The organism is Psychrosphaera aestuarii (assembly GCF_017948405.1).
In the GTDB taxonomy this organism is placed as follows: domain Bacteria; phylum Pseudomonadota; class Gammaproteobacteria; order Enterobacterales; family Alteromonadaceae; genus Psychrosphaera; species Psychrosphaera aestuarii.
In genome coordinates this window covers 2468840-2490189 of sequence record NZ_CP072844.1, presented here as the reverse complement: position 1 = coordinate 2490189, position 21350 = coordinate 2468840, and the positions used below count along the sequence as shown (strand labels likewise).

26 protein-coding genes are annotated in these 21350 nt (G+C 39.8%); 14 read left to right on the top strand and 12 right to left on the bottom strand.

Annotated features, from left to right (window positions below; translation table 11 throughout):
* Positions 1–216: 216 nt before the first annotated feature.
* A complete protein-coding gene (prfC, locus tag J9318_RS11380) occupies positions 217–1800 on the top strand; it encodes a peptide chain release factor 3 (protein ID WP_210560038.1) in 1584 nt (527 codons plus the stop codon).
* A gap of 16 nt (positions 1801–1816) precedes the next feature.
* Positions 1817–3553 carry an arginine--tRNA ligase gene (gene argS / locus J9318_RS11375; protein ID WP_210560037.1) on the top strand — a complete coding sequence of 579 codons (1737 nt, stop codon included), beginning with the start codon at positions 1817–1819 and terminating at the stop codon, positions 3551–3553.
* Positions 3554–3683: 130 nt separating this feature from the next.
* Here the strand turns inward: argS and J9318_RS11370 are convergent, their stop codons facing one another.
* Genes J9318_RS11370 through J9318_RS11360 form a run of 3 tightly spaced genes read right to left on the bottom strand, consistent with a single transcriptional unit; the run spans position 3684 to position 5076 of the window.
* Positions 3684–4169: a GreA/GreB family elongation factor gene (locus J9318_RS11370; protein WP_210560036.1), complete on the bottom strand. Its 486-nt coding sequence runs from the start codon at positions 4167–4169 to the stop codon at positions 3684–3686.
* Positions 4170–4222: 53 nt separating this feature from the next.
* Entirely contained in the window at positions 4223–4840 is a 618-nt protein-coding gene (locus tag J9318_RS11365; RefSeq protein WP_210560035.1) for a hypothetical protein, read from the bottom strand.
* Between the two features lie 14 nt (positions 4841–4854).
* The gene (locus tag J9318_RS11360) at positions 4855–5076 is read right to left on the bottom strand and encodes a helix-turn-helix domain-containing protein (protein WP_210560034.1); all 222 of its coding nucleotides are present in this window, start codon (positions 5074–5076) and stop codon (positions 4855–4857) included.
* A gap of 307 nt (positions 5077–5383) precedes the next feature.
* On the opposite strand from J9318_RS11360, the gene J9318_RS11355 reads away from it, so the two are divergent.
* Both J9318_RS11355 and J9318_RS11350 read left to right on the top strand, forming a co-directional pair.
* Positions 5384–6154 carry a class II aldolase/adducin family protein gene (locus J9318_RS11355; RefSeq protein ID WP_210560033.1) on the top strand — a complete coding sequence of 257 codons (771 nt, stop codon included), beginning with the start codon at positions 5384–5386 and terminating at the stop codon, positions 6152–6154.
* Between the two features lie 103 nt (positions 6155–6257).
* On the top strand, positions 6258–7433 hold the full coding sequence (locus J9318_RS11350; protein WP_210560032.1) for a mandelate racemase/muconate lactonizing enzyme family protein: 1176 nt from the start codon (positions 6258–6260) through the stop codon (positions 7431–7433).
* A 154-nt stretch (positions 7434–7587) separates the two neighbouring features.
* Here the strand turns inward: J9318_RS11350 and J9318_RS11345 are convergent, their stop codons facing one another.
* From J9318_RS11345 to J9318_RS11335, 3 genes are all read right to left on the bottom strand, one after another.
* Positions 7588–7743 carry a DUF2256 domain-containing protein gene (locus J9318_RS11345; RefSeq protein ID WP_210560031.1) on the bottom strand — a complete coding sequence of 52 codons (156 nt, stop codon included), beginning with the start codon at positions 7741–7743 and terminating at the stop codon, positions 7588–7590.
* Positions 7733–9199: a cryptochrome/deoxyribodipyrimidine photo-lyase family protein gene (locus J9318_RS11340; protein WP_210560030.1), complete on the bottom strand. Its 1467-nt coding sequence runs from the start codon at positions 9197–9199 to the stop codon at positions 7733–7735. Before J9318_RS11340 ends, J9318_RS11345 begins: the two co-directional genes overlap by 11 nt.
* Positions 9200–9298: 99 nt before the next feature.
* Complete coding sequence (locus J9318_RS11335; RefSeq protein ID WP_210560029.1) at positions 9299–9673, bottom strand: Fis family transcriptional regulator; 375 nt, start codon at positions 9671–9673, stop codon at positions 9299–9301.
* Between the two features lie 330 nt (positions 9674–10003).
* Here J9318_RS11335 and J9318_RS11330 point away from each other — a divergent pair, with 330 nt between their 5' ends.
* Complete coding sequence (locus J9318_RS11330) at positions 10004–10423, top strand: hypothetical protein (protein ID WP_210560028.1); 420 nt, start codon at positions 10004–10006, stop codon at positions 10421–10423.
* Positions 10420–10617: a helix-turn-helix transcriptional regulator gene (locus tag J9318_RS11325; protein WP_210560027.1), complete on the top strand. Its 198-nt coding sequence runs from the start codon at positions 10420–10422 to the stop codon at positions 10615–10617. The genes J9318_RS11330 and J9318_RS11325 overlap by 4 nt, the downstream gene beginning before the upstream one ends.
* 41 nt (positions 10618–10658) lie before the next feature.
* Here the strand turns inward: J9318_RS11325 and J9318_RS11320 are convergent, their stop codons facing one another.
* The 6 genes from J9318_RS11320 to J9318_RS11295 form a co-directional block, all read right to left on the bottom strand.
* Entirely contained in the window at positions 10659–11546 is an 888-nt protein-coding gene (locus J9318_RS11320; protein WP_210560026.1) for an amidohydrolase family protein, read from the bottom strand.
* 21 nt (positions 11547–11567) lie between these two features.
* Positions 11568–12293 carry an SDR family NAD(P)-dependent oxidoreductase gene (locus tag J9318_RS11315; RefSeq protein ID WP_210560025.1) on the bottom strand — a complete coding sequence of 242 codons (726 nt, stop codon included), beginning with the start codon at positions 12291–12293 and terminating at the stop codon, positions 11568–11570.
* Positions 12294–12491: 198 nt separating this feature from the next.
* Positions 12492–12713, bottom strand: a complete 222-nt coding sequence (locus J9318_RS11310) for a glycine zipper domain-containing protein (protein ID WP_210560024.1) — start codon at positions 12711–12713, stop codon at positions 12492–12494.
* A 146-nt stretch (positions 12714–12859) separates the two neighbouring features.
* Positions 12860–13327 carry a bacterioferritin gene (bfr, locus tag J9318_RS11305; RefSeq protein ID WP_210560023.1) on the bottom strand — a complete coding sequence of 156 codons (468 nt, stop codon included), beginning with the start codon at positions 13325–13327 and terminating at the stop codon, positions 12860–12862.
* 13 nt (positions 13328–13340) lie between these two features.
* On the bottom strand, positions 13341–13805 hold the full coding sequence (gene bfr, locus J9318_RS11300) for a bacterioferritin (RefSeq protein ID WP_210560022.1): 465 nt from the start codon (positions 13803–13805) through the stop codon (positions 13341–13343).
* A gap of 123 nt (positions 13806–13928) precedes the next feature.
* Complete coding sequence (locus J9318_RS11295) at positions 13929–14123, bottom strand: (2Fe-2S)-binding protein (protein WP_210560021.1); 195 nt, start codon at positions 14121–14123, stop codon at positions 13929–13931.
* A 257-nt stretch (positions 14124–14380) separates the two neighbouring features.
* Between J9318_RS11295 and J9318_RS11290 the strand changes: the two genes are divergently transcribed.
* The 8 genes from J9318_RS11290 (at position 14381) to J9318_RS11255 (ending at position 21277) form a co-directional block, all read left to right on the top strand.
* Complete coding sequence (locus J9318_RS11290; RefSeq protein ID WP_210560020.1) at positions 14381–14986, top strand: peroxiredoxin C; 606 nt, start codon at positions 14381–14383, stop codon at positions 14984–14986.
* A 172-nt stretch (positions 14987–15158) separates the two neighbouring features.
* Complete coding sequence (gene yoaA, locus J9318_RS11285) at positions 15159–17072, top strand: DNA repair helicase YoaA (protein WP_244731646.1); 1914 nt, start codon at positions 15159–15161, stop codon at positions 17070–17072.
* A gap of 9 nt (positions 17073–17081) precedes the next feature.
* A complete protein-coding gene (tsaB, locus tag J9318_RS11280; RefSeq protein ID WP_210560019.1) occupies positions 17082–17768 on the top strand; it encodes a tRNA (adenosine(37)-N6)-threonylcarbamoyltransferase complex dimerization subunit type 1 TsaB in 687 nt (228 codons plus the stop codon).
* An 84-nt stretch (positions 17769–17852) separates the two neighbouring features.
* Positions 17853–18455, top strand: coding sequence for a TetR/AcrR family transcriptional regulator (locus J9318_RS11275; RefSeq protein WP_210560018.1), 603 nt, complete (start codon positions 17853–17855; stop codon positions 18453–18455).
* A 34-nt stretch (positions 18456–18489) separates the two neighbouring features.
* On the top strand, positions 18490–18921 hold the full coding sequence (locus tag J9318_RS11270) for a hypothetical protein (protein WP_210560017.1): 432 nt from the start codon (positions 18490–18492) through the stop codon (positions 18919–18921).
* Between the two features lie 47 nt (positions 18922–18968).
* Positions 18969–19565 (top strand): Slp family lipoprotein, encoded by a 597-nt coding sequence (locus J9318_RS11265; protein ID WP_210560016.1) that lies wholly within the window; start codon positions 18969–18971, stop codon positions 19563–19565.
* A 33-nt stretch (positions 19566–19598) separates the two neighbouring features.
* Positions 19599–20429: a class I SAM-dependent methyltransferase gene (locus tag J9318_RS11260; protein WP_210560015.1), complete on the top strand. Its 831-nt coding sequence runs from the start codon at positions 19599–19601 to the stop codon at positions 20427–20429.
* A 5-nt stretch (positions 20430–20434) separates the two neighbouring features.
* Positions 20435–21277 carry an alpha/beta fold hydrolase gene (locus J9318_RS11255; RefSeq protein ID WP_210560014.1) on the top strand — a complete coding sequence of 281 codons (843 nt, stop codon included), beginning with the start codon at positions 20435–20437 and terminating at the stop codon, positions 21275–21277.
* Positions 21278–21350 lie beyond the last annotated feature (73 nt).

The following is a 21350-nucleotide window of genomic DNA, read 5'->3' as shown; positions in this document are numbered from 1 at the left end:
AAAAATAGTAATCAAAAAAGTGAGTTTCAAACGTATTGCTCTATAAGTTATTTGACCAAAGGCTAGATGATACACGGCTTTTTACAAAGCGAAAACTAACGCCATAAAAATCGAAGTTATGGGCACTCTTCGCCTTACTTTTAATCGTAATTCGGCTATAATGCGCGGCTAAAATTTTATTCTCTTTTTCGATCCATTTAAAAACAGGTAATTTGCATGTCTGCGCAACAACAGCAAGTCGACATTCGACGCACATTCGCGATCATCTCGCACCCGGATGCCGGTAAAACAACCATCACCGAAAAGGTATTGTTGTTCGGACAACATCTTCAAACAGCTGGTACGGTTAAAGGTCGTGGTTCAAACCAGCATGCAAAGTCTGACTGGATGGAAATGGAAAAAGACCGTGGTATTTCAATTACAACGTCGGTTATGCAGTTCCCATATAACGATTGTTTGGTCAATCTACTTGATACTCCTGGGCACGAAGACTTCTCTGAAGATACGTACCGTACTTTAACTGCGGTTGATTCATGCTTAATGGTTATTGATACGGCTAAAGGTGTTGAAGATCGAACACGTAAGCTAATGGAAGTAACGCGACTTCGTGATACACCAATCATAACGTTCATGAACAAATTAGACCGCGATATACGTGATCCAATGGAAGTCATGGATGAAGTTGAATCTGAATTAAAAATTGCATGTGCGCCTATTACATGGCCAATTGGTTGCGGTAAATTGTTCAAAGGTGTTTACCACATTCTACGTGATGAAGTTATTTTATATGCCACAGGCCAAGGTCACACAATCCAAGAAGTTCGCACGGTAAAAGGAATTGATAATCCTGAAGTTGACGTTGCAATTGGCGAAGATTTAGCTGAGCAACTTCGTGAAGAGTTAGAGTTAGTCGTTGGTGCTTCACACGAATTTGACCATGAAATGTTTTTAGCGGGCGAATTAACACCAGTATTTTTTGGTACGGCTTTAGGTAACTTTGGTGTAGATCACATGCTAGACGGTTTAACGGAATGGGCTCCAACGCCTATGCCTCGTGAAACCAATGAACGAGCTGTTTCGGCAGATGAAGAAGGTTTCAGTGGTTTTGTATTTAAAATCCAAGCCAATATGGACCCTAAACATCGTGACAGAGTTGCGTTTATGCGAATCGTATCGGGTAAATATGAAAAAGGCATGAAAATGAAGCACGTTCGTCTTGGTAAAGATGTTCGAATTTCTGACGCACTGACTTTTGTTGCCGGTGACCGTGCGCAAGTTGAAGAAGCATGGCCAGGTGACATCATTGGTTTGCATAACCACGGCACGATCAAAATTGGTGATACCTTTACTCACGGCGAATCATTTAAGTTCAGCGGCATTCCGAACTTCGCGCCTGAATTATTCCGTCGTATTCGTCTTAAAGATCCTTTGAAGCAAAAGCAATTATTAAAAGGCCTTATTCAATTATCAGAAGAAGGTGCCGTACAGGTATTCCGTCCACTAGAAAACAACGACTTGATTGTGGGCGCGGTAGGTGTTCTTCAGTTTGATGTTGTTGTTCAACGCCTTAAGTCTGAATACAACGTTGAAGCGATCTATGAAAACGTGAACGTTGCAACGGCGCGCTGGATAGAGTGTGACGATGAGAAAAAGCTCGACGAATTTCGACGCAAATGCGCCTCAAACCTTGCGCTGGATGGCGGCGATAGCTTGTCGTACATTGCTCCAACAAGAGTAAACCTAAATTTATCAATGGAACGCTACCCAGATGTACGTTTCTTAGAAACTCGTGAACACTAATTAGGCACTAAAGAAAATGAATGTATTTCAATTAGTTCAAGACAGATTTAAACAAGCATTAAGCAACATTGAAGGCGCAGAAGGCGCACCAGCACCTTTGGCTCGCAGTACTCGACCTGAATTTGGTGAATATCAATTTAACGGGGCAATGGCCCTGGCTAAAATTCTAAAGCAAAAGCCTCGTGATATTGCAGAGACGATTGTTGAGCAAGTAAATCTAGATGACATGGCTGAAAGCTTGGAAATAGCTGGCCCTGGTTTCATTAATGTAAAGCTTCGTCCAGAGTGGTTAGCCGCACAAGTTGAAACAGCACTGGCTGATCCTCGTTTAGCCATTGAAAAAGAATTGGCTAAAAAAGTGGTTGTCGACTTGTCATCACCAAACCTAGCGAAAGAAATGCATGTTGGCCACCTTCGTTCAACAATTATAGGTGATGCCGTTGCTCGTGTTATTGAGTTTTTAGGTCACGATGTGATCCGCCAAAACCATATGGGTGATTGGGGAACACAGTTCGGTATGCTAATCGCACATCTACAAGACAAGTTGCAAGCATCTGAAGTTGCAACAACGGCACTGTCAGACTTAGAAGACTTTTATCGCGAAGCAAAAGTTCGTTTTGATGACGAAGAAGGGTTTGCTGACCGTGCTCGTGAATATGTTGTTAAGCTGCAAGGCGGCGACGCTGAGTGTAAAGCGTTATGGCAGCAGTTTATTGAAGTGTCTATTCAACACTCAGAAGAAGTCTACGAGAAGCTGAACGTTAAGCTTACAAATGATGACATTATGGGTGAAAGTGCTTATAACCCAATGTTACCGGGTGTGGTTGCTGACTTAAAAGAGCAGGGCATAGTAGTTGAAGACCAAGGTGCACAAGTTGTATTCATTGAAGAGTTAGCGAACAAAGACGGTGAACCGGCGGTTTATATTGTTGAGAAATCAGGTGGCGGGTACTTATATTCCACCACGGATTTAGCAGCCATGAAATATCGCTCATTTGATTTAGATGCTGATCGAATCATTATCTTCACCGATGCTCGTCAAGCCTTCCACTTTAAGCAAGCTGAAATTGTAGGCCGCAAAGGTGGGCTGTTACGTGAAGAAACGACCTATGAGCATGGTCCTTTTGGCATGATGTTAGGTAAAGATGGTAAACCATTTAAAACTCGTACGGGTGGCACTGTAAAACTGGCCGATTTGTTGGATGAAGCCGTTGAGCGCGCTGGTAAGCTTTTAGCAGAACGTAATAGTGAGTTGTCAGCGGAAGAGCAAAAAGAGATTGCTCGTAAAGTAGGTATTGGTGCCATTAAATATGCAGACTTAAGCAAAAACCGTACAACGGATTATATTTTTGATTGGGATACCATGCTGAGCTTTGAAGGCGATACGGCCCCTTACTTACAATACGCATTTGCGCGTATACAAAGTATTTTCCGTAAAGCGGGTATTAATACCGAAGACTTTGCAGCGGACGTGGTTATCACAGAAGCTCAAGAAAAAGCGTTAGCAATGAAGCTATTGCAGTTTGTTGAAGTTATGAATGCGGTTAGCCAAAACTTAACGCCTCATGTGTTATGTACTTACCTTTATGAGCTAGCTAGCTTGTTCATGACATTCTACGAAGCCTGTCCTATGTTAAAAGAGGGCGTTCCTGAAGAAACAAAACAAAGCCGTTTAGCATTGAGTTTGTTGGTGTCTCGCACAATGAAACAAGGTCTAGATTTATTAGGCATTGAGACAATGGAAAAAATGTAAATATAAAAATGTTTAAATCCGCGTTCTTACGTTGGCTTTAGATTTACAAGTATTTGCGGAAAAGCGGAGCCTAGTGCTCCGTTTTTTTGTTTTGATTGTAGACAATTCTGATTGCTGTTGGGTCTTTAAGCTAGACTAGGTGAGTTATTTCCAAAATATTCTTGGCGTTAACTGGGTGTCGAAACTCATCACCGACTTGTTTAGTTTTCATAGCTCCGCCTAGGGGTGACGATAAGGTGATAACGGTAATGATTTCGTTTGATACCTCAATTTTTAAACCACCAGAATAATTGCCGATTAAAAACATTGTAGACACCTCATTTGAGTCAAGGATCTCAACTAAAGCCCCCGCGTCAATAGTAGACTCATTACTGAATACTTTGTGTTGTAAAACTTTCCAATTCTCTATGGCATTGGCTAAGTCTGCAGCTCGTTGTGAGTGACCATGCGCTAAGTAAGAGGCTTCTAATCCTACGGTGTCGTATTGCGTTTCTGGTTTACTTTGTTCATGAGTGGCTAATTGGCGCGCCCCTTCTGCAGCATCGGTGGCTGCAAGAAAGGACTTCTCTAATTGAATAAAGAGCTCGGTAAATATCGCGGTTTTATTTAGGGTCATAGGGTATTTAAAACAACTTCCAATTAAACAACTTCCAATTAAACAACTTTCTGTTAAACAACTTCCAAAGTGTCTGGTTCTTTCACAAAGTATAACGCGAGCAAAGCTAAAGTGAATGGAAACAAGAGTAAGTTAAAGGCAGAAAAGATAACCGTCACTTGTAAAACGCTTACCACTAACAGCAATGCGGCAAACACTTTTAACATGCTACTAATTTGTTGATGGTTCACCAGAATCACTATACTGCAAATAAACGTGGCAAAAGCTAATAAAACCAGCGCACACACACCTAAAAATAGACCAGTTGCGACTATGTTATCCGTTAGTGAATTTGAAAAAACACCATTTGTCATTGAAAGCGTAATATCAAATAAAACCGTTCCATGGAATAAACCACTGGCAATGGCCATCACAACAAGCAGAATAGGTGCGAAGCGAGACGTAAGTTGAGACTTTAATGCTTTGGCCAGACTTAGATATACGTAGACTTCTAATGCCCCCATTGTCACAAACATTAAATCAGTGAGGCTGAGTGTCATCATATCTGCTTTTATGAATGCAAAAATATCGTTGTTAAAACTAGCTGAATAAAACGCAGTACTCCAATAAATTGGAAATATTAGCGCCAGCATTAATGTTGCGATAGCGGGTTTCATGTATTGACTGTTCATTTTGATCTCCAGTGTTATATCAGTTCCGACTCTTTAACTTCATACACCAAAATATCACCTGGCTGACAATTTAACGCCTGGCATATTGCTTCTAATGTACTAAATCGAATCGCTTTAACTTTGCCGTTTTTTAGTAAAGACAGGTTAGTCATCGAGATACCGATTTTCTGCGATAGCTCAGTCAATGACATTTTCTGTTTCGCGAGTTCTATATCTAAATTAATTCGTATGTTCATGTGACTAACAATAGAGTTTTGTTTTATGTTAGTCAAATTAAATTTTATGATAAACATAAAACAAATATCGATTAGGGTAAGGTGCGGGGAAGGTGCTTGCAGAAGCAAAGTGAAATTAGAGATAAAGAAAAAATGAAATTAGAGGTGAAAGTAAGCGCATGAGTGGTTGTTTTAATGTGAATCAAATTCAAAGATATAAAAGTTTCACGCTATATATTATTATTAACCGTTATTAAGGCTGGATCTTTAATTTCGATATACTGCCAGCCAAGTCAGAATTGTTAGAGCGGAGTTGAAAGGAATATCTATGTACGAATTGCCAACGTTAAGTTTAAAAGGCCAAGTGTCAGAACAAGAGTGGCAAACTCGTGTTGAACTCGCCGCATGTTATCGATTAATGGTGATGCATGGCTGGGACGATTTAATCCATTCTCATATATCAGCTCGTATTCCGGGTACTGATCACTTTTTATTAAATGCTTTTGGTTTAACCTTTGATGAAATCACTGCGTCGAACTTGGTAAAAATAGATATTGAAGGCAATATTGTTCAGGAAAACTGTCCATTTACCATTAACCCAGCAGGCTTCACTATTCATAGCGCATTACATGAAGCAAGGCATGAAGACCAATGTACATTGCACGTTCATACCAATGAAACTGTTGCAGTTGCAAGTTTAGAAGAAGGTTTATTGCCGTTAAGTCAATATTCTATGTTTGCCCTAGCGTCGTTGGCCTACCATGATTATGAAGGCTTGGCAGTTAACGAAGATGAAAAGCAACGTTTAAAAGATGACTTAGGTAATGCTAATTTTTTCCTGCTTAAAAACCATGGTGCAATTACACTAGGTAAAACCATTGGTGATGCCTTTATGCATATGTACGATTTAACTCGTGCTTGTGAGATTCAGTTGCAAGTTCAAGCAACGGGTCAAGCTGCGTTTATGGTGGATCAAAGCATAGTTGATGGCATAAAAGCACAAGCGAATATAGTCCATTCAGGTCAAACCGGTGGCCAAAAAGCATGGCCAGCCATGATGCGAAAAGTTAAGCGAGCGTATCCTGACTTTGATATGTAAAAAGAATAAGTAAAGCCTGGTAGTAAAGACCGACATTTAATTTGAAAGCGTGACCAATTGTCACGAACAAAAACAATAAAGAACCTAATTAAAAGAGACAAAAATGAAAATCACCCACGTAGAAATATTTGATATTCACTGCCCAGAACGCCCTCCTTGGAACCCTGTTTTTGTTCGTATTCACACTGACGAAGGTATTACTGGTGTTGGTGAAGCTGGTTTAGCCTACGACTGGGGACACAGTGCTGCGGCTGCAATGATTAAAGAAATCGCTGAAGCGGTTTTAATTGGTTTTAATCCGTTTAATACTGAACTGTTGTGGAGTCGTATGCTGCGCGAAAGCTTTTGGGGCTTAGGTGGCGGACCAGTTTTATACTCTGCAATGAGTGCAATTGATACGGCACTGTGGGATATCAAAGGGAAAGCCTTTGGTGTACCTGTTTATCAATTGTTAGGCGGTAAAACTAACGACAAGTTAAGAACTTACGCTAGCCAATTACAATTTGACTGGGACAAAGATATCACCAAGCTTATTCAGCCAGAAGAGTACGCAGAAGCAGCCTTAAAAGCCGTTGCTGAAGGTTATGACGCAGTGAAAGTTGACCCAATTGTTTATGATGCAGATGGCGGCTCGTCGTTTGATAGAACTAAGTTATTCACTAAACCGCAAATGCGTTTATTTGGCGATCGTTTACGTGCCATTAGAAATGCCGTTGGCGAAGATGTTGATATTATCTTTGAATCACATTCACTTATGGGCGCGGCGTCTGCAATACAAATGGGCGCGATAGTCGAAGAAGTGGGCTGTATGATGTATGAAGAGCCTGTGAATTATTTAAATTCAGCGGTTCACAAAAAAGTTTCTGATAATGTAAAGGTGCCAATTGCTGGTGGCGAACGCTTATATCATCGCTGGGATGTGCGTCCGTACTTTGAAGACCAAAGCATTGACGTATTGCAACCAGATGTTGGCTTATGTGGTGGTTTCACGGAAGCGAAAAAAGTCTGTGACTATGCCGATGTTTATGACATTCGAGTTCAAGCACACGTTTGTGGTGGCCCAGTAGCAACAGCGGCTTCATTACATTTAGAAACCGCGATTCCAAACTTCTTAATTCATGAGCATCATACTTATGCAATCAAGTCGTGGAACCGTGAACTTTGTATTCAAGACCCACAACCTGTAGATGGTTTTTTCCAAGCGCCTGATACTCCGGGAATTGGTATTGAACTGAATGATGACGTTGTTAAACGTTCGCCTAATGTGACGGTTAAATAACACCTCTTAATAGTTTTAAAAGACAATTACAGCAAAAAGTCGCATTTTATAATGCGACTTTTTTGTGAGATGAATAAAATTCAATTTTGTCGCGACTAAATACATTTTAAGCCTTTTTAACCAAGCTTTGTTTCCTTTTAATGAGCTTTTATATTTAGGTATTTAACGTTGTTTTTGACTTTGTGCTTCTACAACGTTTTGAGCAATAGATCACGTTATGCCATTCTTTTTCCCATTTTTTCCGCCAGTTAAAAGGGCGGTTGCAGACGGGACAAATTTTAAACGGAAGATTTAGCTTTTTATGAGACATGTTTTCTCAGTATCGATGGAATCGCTCGTTGGACGTCAGATCTGTCTCTAAATTCCCACAAACGCTCTCTTGCCGATTTACTTGCTTCCTCTAAGTTAACAATAGGCTCTGGATAATCGCGACCTAGTTGAAAATCGTTAAAGATAGCTTCTAGTGGCGGCTGAGTCCAAGGTTGATGCAAATATTCATCCGGCAGGTTTTTTAGTTCAGGACACCATTGTCGAATGAAGTGGCCGTTTGGATCTTTGTCTTCAGATTGTTTGATTGGGTTATAAAGCCGAATTGTATTTATACCAGTGACCGATGCCTGCATTTGAATTTGTGGGTAATGAATCCCCGGCTCAAAATCCAAGAAATAATTAGCAAGGGGAAGACTTGCCTGTTGCCAACTTATGTTTAAGTGATGGGTTACAAAACTGACTAACATGGCGCGCATCCTAAAGTTGATATAGCCAGTATGCTTTAGACACCGCATACATGCATCTATGATAGGAATACCAGTGTTGCCGTCTTGCCAATGTTGAAGTTGTTCTATCGCTTTTGAATCGGAGCGATACGGAAACTGATTGTAACCAGAATTAACAGGGTAAAACTCCATGCGACACTCACTCTCAAACTTTTGCATAAAGTGACAATGCCAATGTAGCCTAGAAATAAATGCTGATAGGGGGCGTTTCCAACTTTTTTGATGGGGCTCTAGCTGTTGCATTTTTCGAATTGTCGCTTGAAACACCTGTCGCAAACTTATGTTTCCCCAAGCAAGATACGGAGATAGTCGTGAGCAACCAGTTTGACTTAAACTTGGACTAGAAATACTTTTTTGATAATTAGAACCTCTACTCGACAGAAACGACTCTAACACTTTTCGAGCCTGCATTGGGCCGCCTTGCTGGAACGAGTCGTTAGGAGTAGTAAATTTGTCAGGTAAAATGGGCTCGATATGGTTATTCAGCTCTATAGTATTTACATCTTTCCAGTCCGGTGTCGCTGGGAATGCATCCATGTAGAGCTCCCATAGTTTATTCCATGACTTTCGATTTTTCTTGCCCCTTACAACGGCTCCTGTTTGATATTCGCGCCAAGTTATATGCTTGTTAGTACACCATTGTTGAACCTGCTTATCACGTTCGTAAGTGTTATTTAAACCGATCTCCTGGTGACTATATATGCAGTTAATATCAAATTGTGTGACGAGAGAGTCTAAAAGAGACAGCATATCTTGGCTAAATATATAAACCTTGGCATTAAAACGGACTAGTTGTTGATTAAGATCTTGAATTGATTGATATACAAAGCGCCAATGACGTTCGTTGTAATGGTTGTCATTTAGCAATATTGGTTCAAAATTGTAAATCAGTAACGTAGGCAGAGTTGAATTAAATGCCTGCTTTATCGGCTCATGATCTGACAGGCGCAAATCTCTTTTGAACCAAACTATGTTGATTTTTTCTCGCATTGATAACCCAATATCGACCGTTAAAATGCCCTCCTGCTAAAACCAGCAAGATCAGACAAAGATTATTGGTAATCATTACGAAATAATGGAAGGTTTGGTTTATCGCAGATTGTTAAGACGTTTAGACCAGTTACCACCGCTTTCACGTATACAAGATTCCTCACTGTCAAATACGATCTGCTGATCAGATTTTTTGTTAGCCTTGTTGTTTTTAGCGTTAAGTTTAATATTAATATTTTCTAAATATCGACAGATGCTGCTAACGATCTGAGTTTCTATTTTTGAGCTTATAATCGACTGCAAACGTGTGTCTGTATCAAAAACAACAAGAATACGTAAACTGTTTGGGAAATTCTTATAATCGGCCTTATGAGTGAGCCACTCAAAGCCTTCAAATGACTCAAGTAGTGACTCACATAGAGAGGTAAGGATAATTCTTATGTCATTATCGATTTTTTTATCTGATTTGCGCATCTATGGTGTCTTGTAACTTATTCGACTTAATTATTTATCAAAGTTTACCATAAAGTAGCTTTTGGTTTTCGCAAAACCTATTTCGGCGACACCTCTAATGCAAGCTATTAATATAGCGATATTTTACAGAGACAATCATACAGAAGCGTTCAATGAAGCCATGTTAGTGATTTCGGTTTAATACTGGATAAGTAAAGTTTAGTAATCTTAATGTAAAACTTGTTTGACATCACTTTGTTGTGCGTCTATTATTTGAACGTGTGTAAAGTTGATTTGTCATTATGACAAGTAAGCTGTATTCAAAATTGTATATTTACTGAGGGCAAGAAGATGACTAAAAATGATTTATGCGACAACTTAAATTCAAGGACCGCAACCAATACAAAATTATTAGCCAAATGGACGGGACTTTGGTTATTGTCATTGGCTTTTGTAAGCTTTGGTCCAAAGTTTATATGGGACTATAACTTAGCACTAACATCAGCCGTGATTATCGTTAACCTTATGTTTGGCTTTAAAATGATTTGGGCAAATAAAGTGCATTTAGAGGGATTAGATGAAATGCAACAACGGATAATGTTAGAAGCCATGGCTATTTCACTTGGCACCACCATGGTTTGCGGAGCCGTGTATGGGTTGCTAGAAGCGGTTAAAGTGATTTCTTTTGAGCCTAACGCCTCTGGCTTATTATTTGTAATGGGTATTAGTTACATGGTTGGCATGTTAATTAGTCGGAAACGATATCTATGAAAAATAGGCTAAAGGTACTGAGAGCTGAGCGCGATTGGACGCAAGCCGACTTAGCGAAAGAGCTAGATGTGTCTAGACAAACGGTAAATGCAATCGAAAAAGGCAAATTTGATCCGAGCTTGCCATTGGCATTTAAAATGGCACGACTGTTTAAGTGTCAAATAGAGGCCGTTTTTAGCGATGAGGAAACTTAGCGCTAACTTAGTTTAAATGCCTTTGGGCATTGTTGGCTTGGTTAAGACCGGTCAAAATAAATAGAAAAAGCGTTGTCGTGAAGCAATGCTTTTTTTTGTAGTTCAGTTACGTCTAATTTGTTAAGTGTCGAAACAATATCGAGCCAAAAGGCCTCATAAGATTTACTGAATGTGCACAGTGGAAAGTTACTTGCTAGCATAACTCTATGGAAACCAAATATACGAACTGCAGTATCAACTACTTCTGCAATAAACGTATTCGAATAATGCCTGTCAGTCATTTCCCATCCAGAACATTTTATCGATACGTTCGGGTTTTGGCTTAACTTTTTGATGCCGTTTGTCCAATTGGTAAAGTGCGCACTGTGTTGTTCAACTGGCGGAAAACCGGCATGGTTGATCACCACATTTAATGACTTCAGTGGCAGGTCCTCTAATATTTTAACAATTAAATTAACAGTCTCACTATCGGCCAAATCGGCTTGGAGCTCAAAAATAAGGTCGCACTCTTCAAGATAACTCAAGTTGGCAAAACTTGTTTTGGATTGAAGGATCGATAAGGCGTCAGCATCCAATATGTGGCGAACACCAACAAGCGAGTTATAAGCAATGAGCTCGTCGATTTGCTTCTTAAACTCATGCGTTTTTAACATTAAATTCGTTGATGCAATTGTTTTAAAGGAAAGTCGACAGCTGCTTTCTAACCACGCTAATTCACGACTCGGTTGGCGATTGTCGAATCCAGCTTCAATGTGAACAAATCCCATGAGTGTAAGCTCAGGTGCCAATATTAAGTCCTGTTCAGAAAAGCTGCGATGGATGTTCTGTTTGTCACTCCAATAGGGCGGGTTTACAGATTTTAACCAATGATATTCGCCATCCGTTAAATTAAAAAAATGCAGGTGCGGATCTATAATTTTATAAGTCATATTAATGGCTGCCAAGATAAGCTATTGCGCTGTATATCCGCCATCAATGACCTGTAAACTTCCCGTGATGAAAGATGCTTTATCACTGGCTAAAAATAGCGCAAAATCGGCAACCTCTTTAGGTTGGCCTAGACGACCAAGAGGCTGAAGCGACTGCTCTTCTTTGTGAACCTCTTCTTTATTGGCCCCTGATTTTGCAACATAACTGTTAATGGCGTTATGATAAAGAGGCGTTTCAATAGTTCCAGGACATAATGCATTAGATCGTATATTGTATTTGGCATAATCAAGCGCGGTGGTTTTTGCCATTGAGGCTAAAGCGGCTTTACTAAGGTTATAGGCAAATGAGTTTTGTTTTGCGATTAATGCTTGATCAGATGCTATGAGGATGATTGACCCTGATTGGTTTTCTTTCATACTTGGCAACACAGCTTGTATCGCCGCATAAGTCCCTTTTACATTGATATCAAATACTCGATTAAAGTCACTGTCGCTGGTGGTTTCAATTGTCCCAGAAAAGTGAATGCCAGCATTAGAAACTAGAACATCAATTTTTTGTTGTTTTGCAATGTCAGCTATTGTGGTTCGTACTTTATTTAAGTCAGTAATATCACATTCACAAAAGCGACCAAACTCACTTGGTAGCAGGTCTAAATTAAAAACGTCGTATCCGTCGTTCAAAAATGCTTCAACGCAACTGAGGCCAATACCAGATGAGCCGCCGGTAATTACACAGGTTTTCTTCATTAAAACATCCTATTTCAGATACTAATTTTAAATTAATCACAACGCCTAATTATGCAAAAAAAAGAGAACATACGCACGGTTAATTTAGAAAGTTAGCTTTAAAAAGAAAAGCCATTGGCATTAAACGGCTAATCAGTTTGGACTGCCTATCTGAGTTAGTAATATATTTCACTAGCGATAAGTTTGCGTTGGTCAGATTTAGCTTTGGCCACCGGTATCACTATCATTACGATCATCTTCCACATCTTGTGAGCTATTTTCTGTTTTGGGCTGAGTGCTCATTGAGTAAGCCGCACCTAAAGCAACGCCGAGCGCGATGCCCAAGCCTACATTGTCAGTAGCAACGCCAACAGCGACCCCTATTGCAACACCAACACCAATACCCACTTCTAATTTTACTGGTTTATTTTCATCGGCCATTTAAACTTCCTTTTGTTAATTTGGAATAACTAACCTAACAGCTTACACAAAAAAAGCAGAACAAATGTTCTGCTTTTTGTAAATATTTAATTTCAGCACTGCTAGTAGCGATTCGTTTTAAACTAAATACTAATAAAGCTACTTGCTTACATTTGTGCTTGTAAGTAGTTAGGTAGGCCAATCTTCTTAATCAAGCCTAACTGTTGCTCTAACCAATGGGCGTGATCAGTTTCTGTATCATCGATAAGAACCTGAAGCATGTTGCGAGTAACATAATCCTGTTCTTTTTCACATAAAGCCATTGCTTCTTTTAATGCTGCGTCTACCGCGTACTCAACTCTAAGGTCGCTTTCAAGCATTTCAGGTACATCTTTACCAATATGTAAACCATCACGATTCACCATGTCAGGGATGCCTTCTAAAAAAAGAATGCGCTCGATTAGAAGTGAGGCGTGACCTTTTTCATCATCAAACTCATGATCAATTCGCTCAAATAATTTAGTGAAACCCCAGTCGTCATACATACGAGAGTGAATGAAGTACTGATCCATCGCTGCTAGTTCATATGCCAACAGACCGTTTAGTGCGTCGATTATATTTTTGTTGCCTTTCATGATGGATACCTTTTTATAACTGTGCTTGTAAGTATTTTTCTATACCAAGATTTTCTACTTGGTAGTCTTGAGTCTCTAACCAGTCCAAGTGTTCTTCTTCACCTTCTAAAATTTCAGTGAGTAGATCTCTTGAAACGAAGTCCTGTTGTTCTTCACAAACGGCAATTGCCGCGCGCATTTGCGCAATTTGCGTTAATTGGAATTGTGAATCACATTTGATCATTTCAACAGTATGTTCGCCAATAGATAGAGCGCCTAATTTTTGTAGGTTAGGTAAGCCTTCTAAAAATAATATACGTTCTATTAACTTGTCAGCTTGCTTCATATCTAAAATCGATTTTTTGTAGCACTTATCATTGAGTTTGCTAAACCCCCAATTTTTGTACATACGAGCATGTAAAAAATATTGGTTAATAGAAGTAAGTTCCACCGTAAGAATATCATTTAAGGTGGTAAGGATGGTGCGACTTGATTGCATAAAAAAATCCTACTGATTGCGTATAGGATTATTATAGATTAAAACGAGGAATTTGCAAAAATATCTAATAAAAACAGCGGGTTAATAATGAGAATCATTATTAATTAGATTACTTATTTGTAACTAACTGACTTCTCTAAATAAAGACTCATCGATAATGATTCTATCAATAACGCTTTGCGCAACTTTGGTACAGTTTCCACACTCAGAACCAACAGGCAGGTGCTGCTTAAGTTCACGTAAGTTACCAACGCCATGTTGATTTACTACATCTTGAATGTCTTTATCTGTGATGCCTTTGCACAAGCAAACGTACATTTTAATAACCCTAAGAATTGAGCGTATTGTTAATGCAAGTGATAATAGTTCTCATTAAGCTTGTTGGCAAGTGTTTTTGTTTATTTTTGTGCTATTTTTAAGCGTTGTATTATCCTGCTATTGGCAAATAACAGCAAAGGATTACCTATATTGATAATTTCGATAGGTTTAATCGAAAATTCACCTTGGTTTATGAAATTTTAACTATATATACTGTGCACAAGAATTTATTAACAATAACCACATTGGAGAAACCCATGGGCGTTTTAGTAGGCCGTCAGGCACCAGACTTCACTGCAGCTGCAGTATTAGGCAACGGCGAAATCGTTGATACATTTAACTTTGCTGAAGCAACTAAAGGTAAAAAAGCAGTTGTTTTCTTTTACCCTCTAGACTTCACTTTCGTTTGTCCTTCAGAGCTAATCGCTTTTGACAAACGTCTAGCTGAGTTCAACAAGCGCGGTGTTGAAGTAATTGGTGTTTCAATTGACTCACAATTCAGCCACAACGCTTGGCGTAACACTCCTGTTGCAGACGGTGGTATTGGCCAAGTTGGTTACACACTAGCTGCAGACGTTAAACACGAAATCTGTAAAGCATACGACGTTGAGCACCCAGAAGCTGGCGTTGCTTTCCGTGCATCTTTCTTAATTGATGAAGAAGGCATGGTTCGTCACCAAGTTGTTAACGATCTTCCTTTAGGTCGTAACATCGACGAGATGCTACGTATGGTTGACGCATTAAACTTCCACACTGAGCACGGTGAAGTATGTCCTGCAGGTTGGGAAGAAGGTAAAAAAGGTATGGACGCGACTCCTGCTGGTGTAGCTGCGTTCTTATCTGAAAACTCTGATTCTTTATAATTAAAGATTAAGTTTTAAATAGGGAAGCAAATTCTGCTTCCTTACATATATAAAAACTCTCGGCTCGCCGGGAGTTTTTTTATGAGCAAAATAAATCTTAAAGAGTACATTCTTAACTTCCATTACATTTGGTAAACTGCAGTTCGAATTTGTTATTTTTGGATGAGCTTGGGTGAAACAAACAGTTAATCAGTGTTTTTCAGATGAAGGGGCGCTTGCCAAAGCTATCCCTGGATTTAAAGCCCGACAATCGCAACTAGATATGGCCAATGCGGTCGCAGCAGCAATTAAAGACGGTAAGCAGTTGGTAGTGGAGGCTGGTACAGGTACGGGTAAAACATTTGCCTACTTAGCACCTGCTATTTTAGACGGGCGAAAAATCATTGTCTCTACTGGAACCAAAGCATTGCAAGAACAGCTGTTTCATCGCGATTTACCTTTGGTTAAGCAAGCGATAAAACCACGCTTAAAGACGGCTTTGTTAAAAGGTCGAAGTAATTACCTTTGTATTTATCGTATGAACCAAAATGGTCAGCATCCACCATTTGATGATCCAGAATTTATCACAGACTTATCGAAGGTTCGCCGTTGGAGCTCAGAGACAGACTCCGGAGATTTAGGTGAACTTACTTCTATAGAGGAAAATAGCCGTGCAATCCCCTATGTAACGAGTAGTGTTGATAACTGTTTAAGTAAAGATTGTCCAAATATTGGCGAGTGCCACGTAGTTAACGCTCGAAAAAACGCATTAGAAGCAGACTTAATTGTTGTGAACCATCATTTGTTTTTCGCAGATATGGCACTTAAAGACACAGGTTTTGGCGAATTAATCCCAGAAACTGATGTCATTATATTTGATGAAGCGCATCAAATCCCTGATATCGCAGCGGAATACTTTGGTGATCACTTTTCTTCTCGTCAAGTTTTTGAATTATGTAAAGATATACAAGCAGAATATCAAACTAACTTGCGTGATTTGTCGCAATTAAATAAAGCAGCAATGAATTTAGAAAAGAATATTTTGGATATGCGTTTAGCATTTCCTTTTGATAGTGAACGAGGTAACTGGCGCGAAAAAGCATCACAACAAGAGATTGTTGCTGCTATGCAGTTAGTACACAAGTCGTTTGACTTTATTTACGACGTATTAAAATTAGCTGTTTCACGGACAGAGGCGATAGATTCCTGTTTTGAGCGATTGGTCCAATTACGTGGGAAGTTTGATAGGGTCAATCAAATTGAAGAAACCGGCTTTAGTTATTGGTATGAGACCAGTAAACGACATTTTACTCTGCATACCACACCACTTTCTATCGCTGATAAGTTTGGTGGCTTTGTAAAAGAGTCGGATTCAAGCTGGATCTTTACCTCGGCGACCGTTTCGGTTGATGATGACTTTGAACATTACACCAGTCAATTAGGCTTACCGGAAGCGCGCACTCAAATTCTTGGTAGTCCATTTGACTATCAAAAACAGGCGCTATTTTGTGTGCCTAGATATTTCCCAGAGCCAAACGATAAGGCGGCTGTGCGAGCGTTCGCAGAATTAGCATTAGAGCTTGTTGAGGCGAGTAAAGGCCGAGCATTTTTGCTGTTTACGAGCCACAGAGTCATGTCTTTAGTTGCTAAAATGTTAGAAGATCAAACGAAGCTGCCTTTGTTAGTTCAAGGAACCACGAGCAAACGGTTATTGCTAGAAAAGTTTACCAAACTAAAAAACGCCGTGCTATTAGGGACTAGTTCGTTTTGGGAAGGTGTAGATGTAAGAGGTGACGCTCTATCTTTAGTAATGATAGATAAACTTCCTTTTGCATCCCCGGACGAACCTTTACTGCAAGCGAGAATGGAGGACTGTAAGCTCAAAGGCTTAGACCCATTTAAGCATGTTCAAATTCCTCAAGCTGTTATTTCATTAAAACAAGGGGTCGGTCGTTTGATTAGGGATGTCACTGATAGCGGTGCTCTGGTAATATGCGATCCAAGACTGGTGACGCGCCAATATGGCGAGACTTTTATGCGAAGTTTACCCGATATGAAACGTACAAGAGATACTGATCGAGTAGCTAGCTTTTTAAAAACCTTATAGTGTGTAATTATGAAATTATTAGCCCTAGATGCCGCTACGGAAGCTTGTTCAGTAGCAATAAAACTCGACGAAAGAATATTTAGTTACTTTGAAGTTTGCCCTCAGCAACATTCTCAAAAACTATTGCCTGGCGTAGAAACATTACTTAAAGAATCGAAGCTTTCATTAGAGCAATTTGATGGCATTTTATATGGCTGTGGCCCTGGTAGTTTTACTGGCGTTAGAATCGGCGTTTCTATTACACAAGGGCTTGCTTTTGGTGCTGATTTACCTGTTTTAGGCGTTTCAAATCTTGCGCTTATGGCACAGCAAGCTATTGAAGAGCATGGCGCTGAACAAGTCATAGCTGCAATAGACGCGAGGATGTCTGAAGTTTATTTTGCTATTTATAACAATATTGATGGTGTTGCTGTAGCAACCCTTGCGGATATGGTATGTAAACCGGAGTCGATTGATTTGTCTGATTTCAAACTGTCAGATAATGCCATTGCTGTAGGGACTGGTTGGGGCACATATCAGGAAATTCTATCGTCTAAAGTAAAGTGTGAGATCAGCAACATTACACTACCGGATGTTAAATTTGGTTTTACGTTGGTGGAAGACAAGTTTAAAAATGGTGAGGGCCTACCTGCCGAGTTAGCTCAACCAAATTATGTACGAGATGAAGTCACTTGGAAAAAATTACCAGGCAGATAGTTTGAACTTTTTGGTTATTTTTAAGACAAAGTTAGTGCATAATTAAAACCGACCGGTTGGTTGTTATTAGTAGAGATAAATTTTATGGCCTTAAGAGATCCAGATAAAACCCGAAAAAATTTGTTAGAAATTGCGTCATGCCTATTTCAGCAAAAAGGCTATAACGGCACAAGTTTGTCGGACATAATCAACAAAGCTGAAGTGTCTAAGGGCGCGCTTTATCACCATTTCTCAAACAAACAAGAATTGTTGTATGCCGTTGTTGATGAGCTTTTTAAAGAGCAGTCAAAAGCACGTTGGGAGCCATTAGCAAAAGCCAATGATCCAATAGAGGCAATGGCACTTTCCATAGAGGAAATCTCTGAAAATGCGTCTCAGGATGACATGTGCAATGGCTGTCCAATTCACAATCTTCTTGCCGAGCTTGGTGCTACAGATGACGGTTTAAGAGTCAGAATTGATGGCATTTTTTGTTCTGCACAAAGCTCAATTTTGAATGCCATTGAGCGAGCAAAAGAGTTAAATCAGGTAAGTCACACAGTTGACAGTAAACGAGTATCAACTTTAATTATGTGTACCTTGAACGGAATGCCACAAATGGTAACAAGCTGTCAAAACAGAGATGTTTTTAAAGAGATCACATCCGCATTATCGGATTATATTCGCAGTTTTAAAATCGTTGACTAAACTTAAAGTAACTAGATTATTTTAGGAGTTAGTTATGCCAGAAGGTATCGGTTACGGACCAAATGTTGGTGGAAATGTTCGAGCTGAACAGCAACTTATCCAACAGCAGAATCAAAACAGAGACACGAGCGTTCAACGTCGAGAGCAGCAAGAAGACGCTGTACAAAGGCGTCAAAACACTGAGAGCATTCAGCAACAAGAGGCTTTGCAATCAGAGGCTGGTAGAAGTGAACAACGCCAGCGAGATGAGCGTTTGCGAACGGATACGGCGGACACATCCAATCAGCTTAGGGCTCCTGACGCTCAAACTGTTCAACAGCTCGAGCTCAACGCAGCTAGCCGTCGAGAGCAACAGCAAACTTCCTCAGGATTAGGCCAAACGGCGGTTAATTCATACAATAGTCTGCAAGTTAATGAAAGTAGCCAAGATATGGCTAGAAAAATAAAGGTTGATATTACCGCGTAATTTGCCTAATACTAGTACTAGTCGTTATACAATAGTGAGGTAGGTAAATGAAAATATTAACAAAAAGCTTAATGATGCTGGGAGCAATAGCATTACTTGGTGGGTGTGCAAGTTACCCCGATTTGGTTAGTGTTCCTGAAAATACTACGCTAGCGGAGTATTCATCTGCTAGTGCCGACGATGCTAAATTGGTCGGGCAGCAAGCCCGTTGGAGCGGTGTGATTACTGATATTAAAAACGAAGCAGATAAAACTCGCGTTGATGCTCTGTATTATCCAGCCAAAAGCAATGGCAGACCAGATTTGAAAGATGTTCCTGTCGGTCGATTTAGAGTGTATGTTAATGGCTTTTTAGATCCTGAAGTGTTCGAAAAGGGTAAGCCTGTGACAGTGCTAGGTGAAATTAAATCCAGTGAATCGCAGAAAATAGATGAATATGAATATGTTTACCCTACGTTAACGAATGCCAAGATACACTTATGGAAAAGCTCGGTAGCACCATCAAGAGTTAAGTTTCATTATGGTTCGTATGGTTATAATCCAAGATGGTATCGGCCAGGTGGTACCCGCAATTTATACATAATAGGCGGAAATAATAAAATAAAGCCCACTGGTGTGGTTAAGTCGAAAGGCAAGAAACAATAATAATAAAATTAATAATTACCAAGGCTGAACTTGATGTTTAAAAGCTCCTTATTGACCGCGCTGTGTTGCGCGGTTGCTTTATACTCCGTGCAAACTACTGCGACTCAACTAAACAAAAAAATTGAAGATATTTTGAATAGCGAGCACCGTAGTGTGGAACACAAAGCCCGTGATAATTATCGTCATCCTGCAGATGTTATTCAATTCTTTAATATTCAACCGTCAAGCACAGTACTAGAAGTATGGCCCGGAAATGGTTGGTATAGCGAAATACTTGCGCCCTATTTAAAAGATAATGGACAACTAGTAGCAGCAACGTTCGGATTGAATAATCAAAATTCAGACGATAAGCGTTTAGCATTTTGGAGTAAAATAGCACTTGAGTATCGAGAAAAAATGTCGGATCAGGCATTGTATGGCTCGGTACTTTTTACTGAATTTGAACCACCTGAACAAATTGATATTGCAGATGTTGACTCAATTGATATTGCTATTATTGTTCGCACGTTACACATTTGGGATGAAGTTGGTCAAATGCAACAAGGCTTAGAGTCGGTTTACAAGGCGTTAAAACCAGGCGGCGTCTTGGGTATCATACAGCATCGCTCAACACAGTATTCTGACTTTTCATCATCAGCACCTGAAGGTTACTTAGCCGAAAACTATGTGATTAAAGCTGCAGAAAATGCAGGCTTTAAGTTAGTCGAAACCAGTGAAATCAATGCAAATAACGCTGACACCAAAGACCATCCGAAAGGAGTGTACACTCTGCCTCCAACGTTAGCTATGGGGGCAATGGATAAAGAAAAGTATTTGGCGATCGGTGAAAGTGATCGTATGACGTTGAAGTTTGTAAAGCAATAATCTCATTGAACGAAAAAATCATCAAAATATCGGGTGGCGAAATTAAAGCCATAGAGCATATATCGTCACCTGACTCTCCAACAATACTTGCATTGCATGGCTGGCTAGACAACGCCGCTAGTTTTGTTCCACTAATCGATGCGTTACCAAACATGAACTGGATCGCTATAGATCTTCCAGGTCACGGTCATTCGTTTCACCGCGCCAATAACAGTTATTATCATTTCATCGACTGGGTTTCAGACGTTATAGAAGTCATAGATGCACTAGAACTTAACTCGCCTCCAGTACTGGTAGGGCACTCCCTAGGTGGTATGTTAGCGACAGTTATCGCTGGCTTATATCCAGACTCGATAGCAAAGCTTGTCCTCATAGATTCTGCGGGTTTAATTATTCAAGACGACACCCTTGCCCTTAGTAATATTCGAAGTGCTATGGACTCACGAAAATTAGTCGCCAATAAGCAACCACGAATTCATAAAAGTATTGAGCTGGCTATAAAAGCTCGTCAAGACGCTGGTAATTTAAGTTATTTAGCGGCGCAAAGACTAATCCATCGAAATACAGAGTTGGTTGATGGTGGATTTGTTTGGAGAACGGATCTAAGGTTAAAAACCGGTTCACCAATTAGGTTAAACAAAGTTGCAGCGGAGCAGGTTATTTCATCAATCACTGCGAAGACATTAGTGATTTTAGCGGATGAGGGATACCAAACTATGAAAGATAGTTATTCATTGTTTAAGCAATGTTATAAACGACACATATTGTTAACAGTAGATGGTCACCACCATTGCCATCTTGAAAACCCTTCACAAACAGCTCACCATATTGGTGAATTTTTACTATAATTGCCGAATAATTAAGCTAAAGTGATGGTTTGATGCTTTTTTATTCTATCTAATTTGTCTGATCGGATGAGTT

What these genes read in the sequence shown, in the direction of transcription:
- prfC (WP_210560038.1), top strand. Translation starts at nt 217, where the DNA reads ATGTCTGCGCAACAACAGCAAGTCGACATTCGACGCACATTCGCGATC.
- argS (WP_210560037.1), top strand. Translation starts at nt 1,817, where the DNA reads ATGAATGTATTTCAATTAGTTCAAGACAGATTTAAACAAGCATTAAGC.
- J9318_RS11370 (WP_210560036.1), bottom strand. Translation starts at nt 4,169, where the DNA reads ATGACCCTAAATAAAACCGCGATATTTACCGAGCTCTTTATTCAATTA.
- J9318_RS11365 (WP_210560035.1), bottom strand. Translation starts at nt 4,840, where the DNA reads ATGAACAGTCAATACATGAAACCCGCTATCGCAACATTAATGCTGGCG.
- J9318_RS11360 (WP_210560034.1), bottom strand. Translation starts at nt 5,076, where the DNA reads ATGAACATACGAATTAATTTAGATATAGAACTCGCGAAACAGAAAATG.
- J9318_RS11355 (WP_210560033.1), top strand. Translation starts at nt 5,384, where the DNA reads ATGTACGAATTGCCAACGTTAAGTTTAAAAGGCCAAGTGTCAGAACAA.
- J9318_RS11350 (WP_210560032.1), top strand. Translation starts at nt 6,258, where the DNA reads ATGAAAATCACCCACGTAGAAATATTTGATATTCACTGCCCAGAACGC.
- J9318_RS11345 (WP_210560031.1), bottom strand. Translation starts at nt 7,743, where the DNA reads ATGTCTCATAAAAAGCTAAATCTTCCGTTTAAAATTTGTCCCGTCTGC.
- J9318_RS11340 (WP_210560030.1), bottom strand. Translation starts at nt 9,199, where the DNA reads ATGCGAGAAAAAATCAACATAGTTTGGTTCAAAAGAGATTTGCGCCTG.
- J9318_RS11335 (WP_210560029.1), bottom strand. Translation starts at nt 9,673, where the DNA reads ATGCGCAAATCAGATAAAAAAATCGATAATGACATAAGAATTATCCTT.
- J9318_RS11330 (WP_210560028.1), top strand. Translation starts at nt 10,004, where the DNA reads ATGACTAAAAATGATTTATGCGACAACTTAAATTCAAGGACCGCAACC.
- J9318_RS11325 (WP_210560027.1), top strand. Translation starts at nt 10,420, where the DNA reads ATGAAAAATAGGCTAAAGGTACTGAGAGCTGAGCGCGATTGGACGCAA.
- J9318_RS11320 (WP_210560026.1), bottom strand. Translation starts at nt 11,546, where the DNA reads ATGACTTATAAAATTATAGATCCGCACCTGCATTTTTTTAATTTAACG.
- J9318_RS11315 (WP_210560025.1), bottom strand. Translation starts at nt 12,293, where the DNA reads ATGAAGAAAACCTGTGTAATTACCGGCGGCTCATCTGGTATTGGCCTC.
- J9318_RS11310 (WP_210560024.1), bottom strand. Translation starts at nt 12,713, where the DNA reads ATGGCCGATGAAAATAAACCAGTAAAATTAGAAGTGGGTATTGGTGTT.
- bfr (WP_210560023.1), bottom strand. Translation starts at nt 13,327, where the DNA reads ATGAAAGGCAACAAAAATATAATCGACGCACTAAACGGTCTGTTGGCA.
- bfr (WP_210560022.1), bottom strand. Translation starts at nt 13,805, where the DNA reads ATGCAATCAAGTCGCACCATCCTTACCACCTTAAATGATATTCTTACG.
- J9318_RS11295 (WP_210560021.1), bottom strand. Translation starts at nt 14,123, where the DNA reads ATGTACGTTTGCTTGTGCAAAGGCATCACAGATAAAGACATTCAAGAT.
- J9318_RS11290 (WP_210560020.1), top strand. Translation starts at nt 14,381, where the DNA reads ATGGGCGTTTTAGTAGGCCGTCAGGCACCAGACTTCACTGCAGCTGCA.
- tsaB (WP_210560019.1), top strand. Translation starts at nt 17,082, where the DNA reads ATGAAATTATTAGCCCTAGATGCCGCTACGGAAGCTTGTTCAGTAGCA.
- J9318_RS11275 (WP_210560018.1), top strand. Translation starts at nt 17,853, where the DNA reads ATGGCCTTAAGAGATCCAGATAAAACCCGAAAAAATTTGTTAGAAATT.
- J9318_RS11270 (WP_210560017.1), top strand. Translation starts at nt 18,490, where the DNA reads ATGCCAGAAGGTATCGGTTACGGACCAAATGTTGGTGGAAATGTTCGA.
- J9318_RS11265 (WP_210560016.1), top strand. Translation starts at nt 18,969, where the DNA reads ATGAAAATATTAACAAAAAGCTTAATGATGCTGGGAGCAATAGCATTA.
- J9318_RS11260 (WP_210560015.1), top strand. Translation starts at nt 19,599, where the DNA reads ATGTTTAAAAGCTCCTTATTGACCGCGCTGTGTTGCGCGGTTGCTTTA.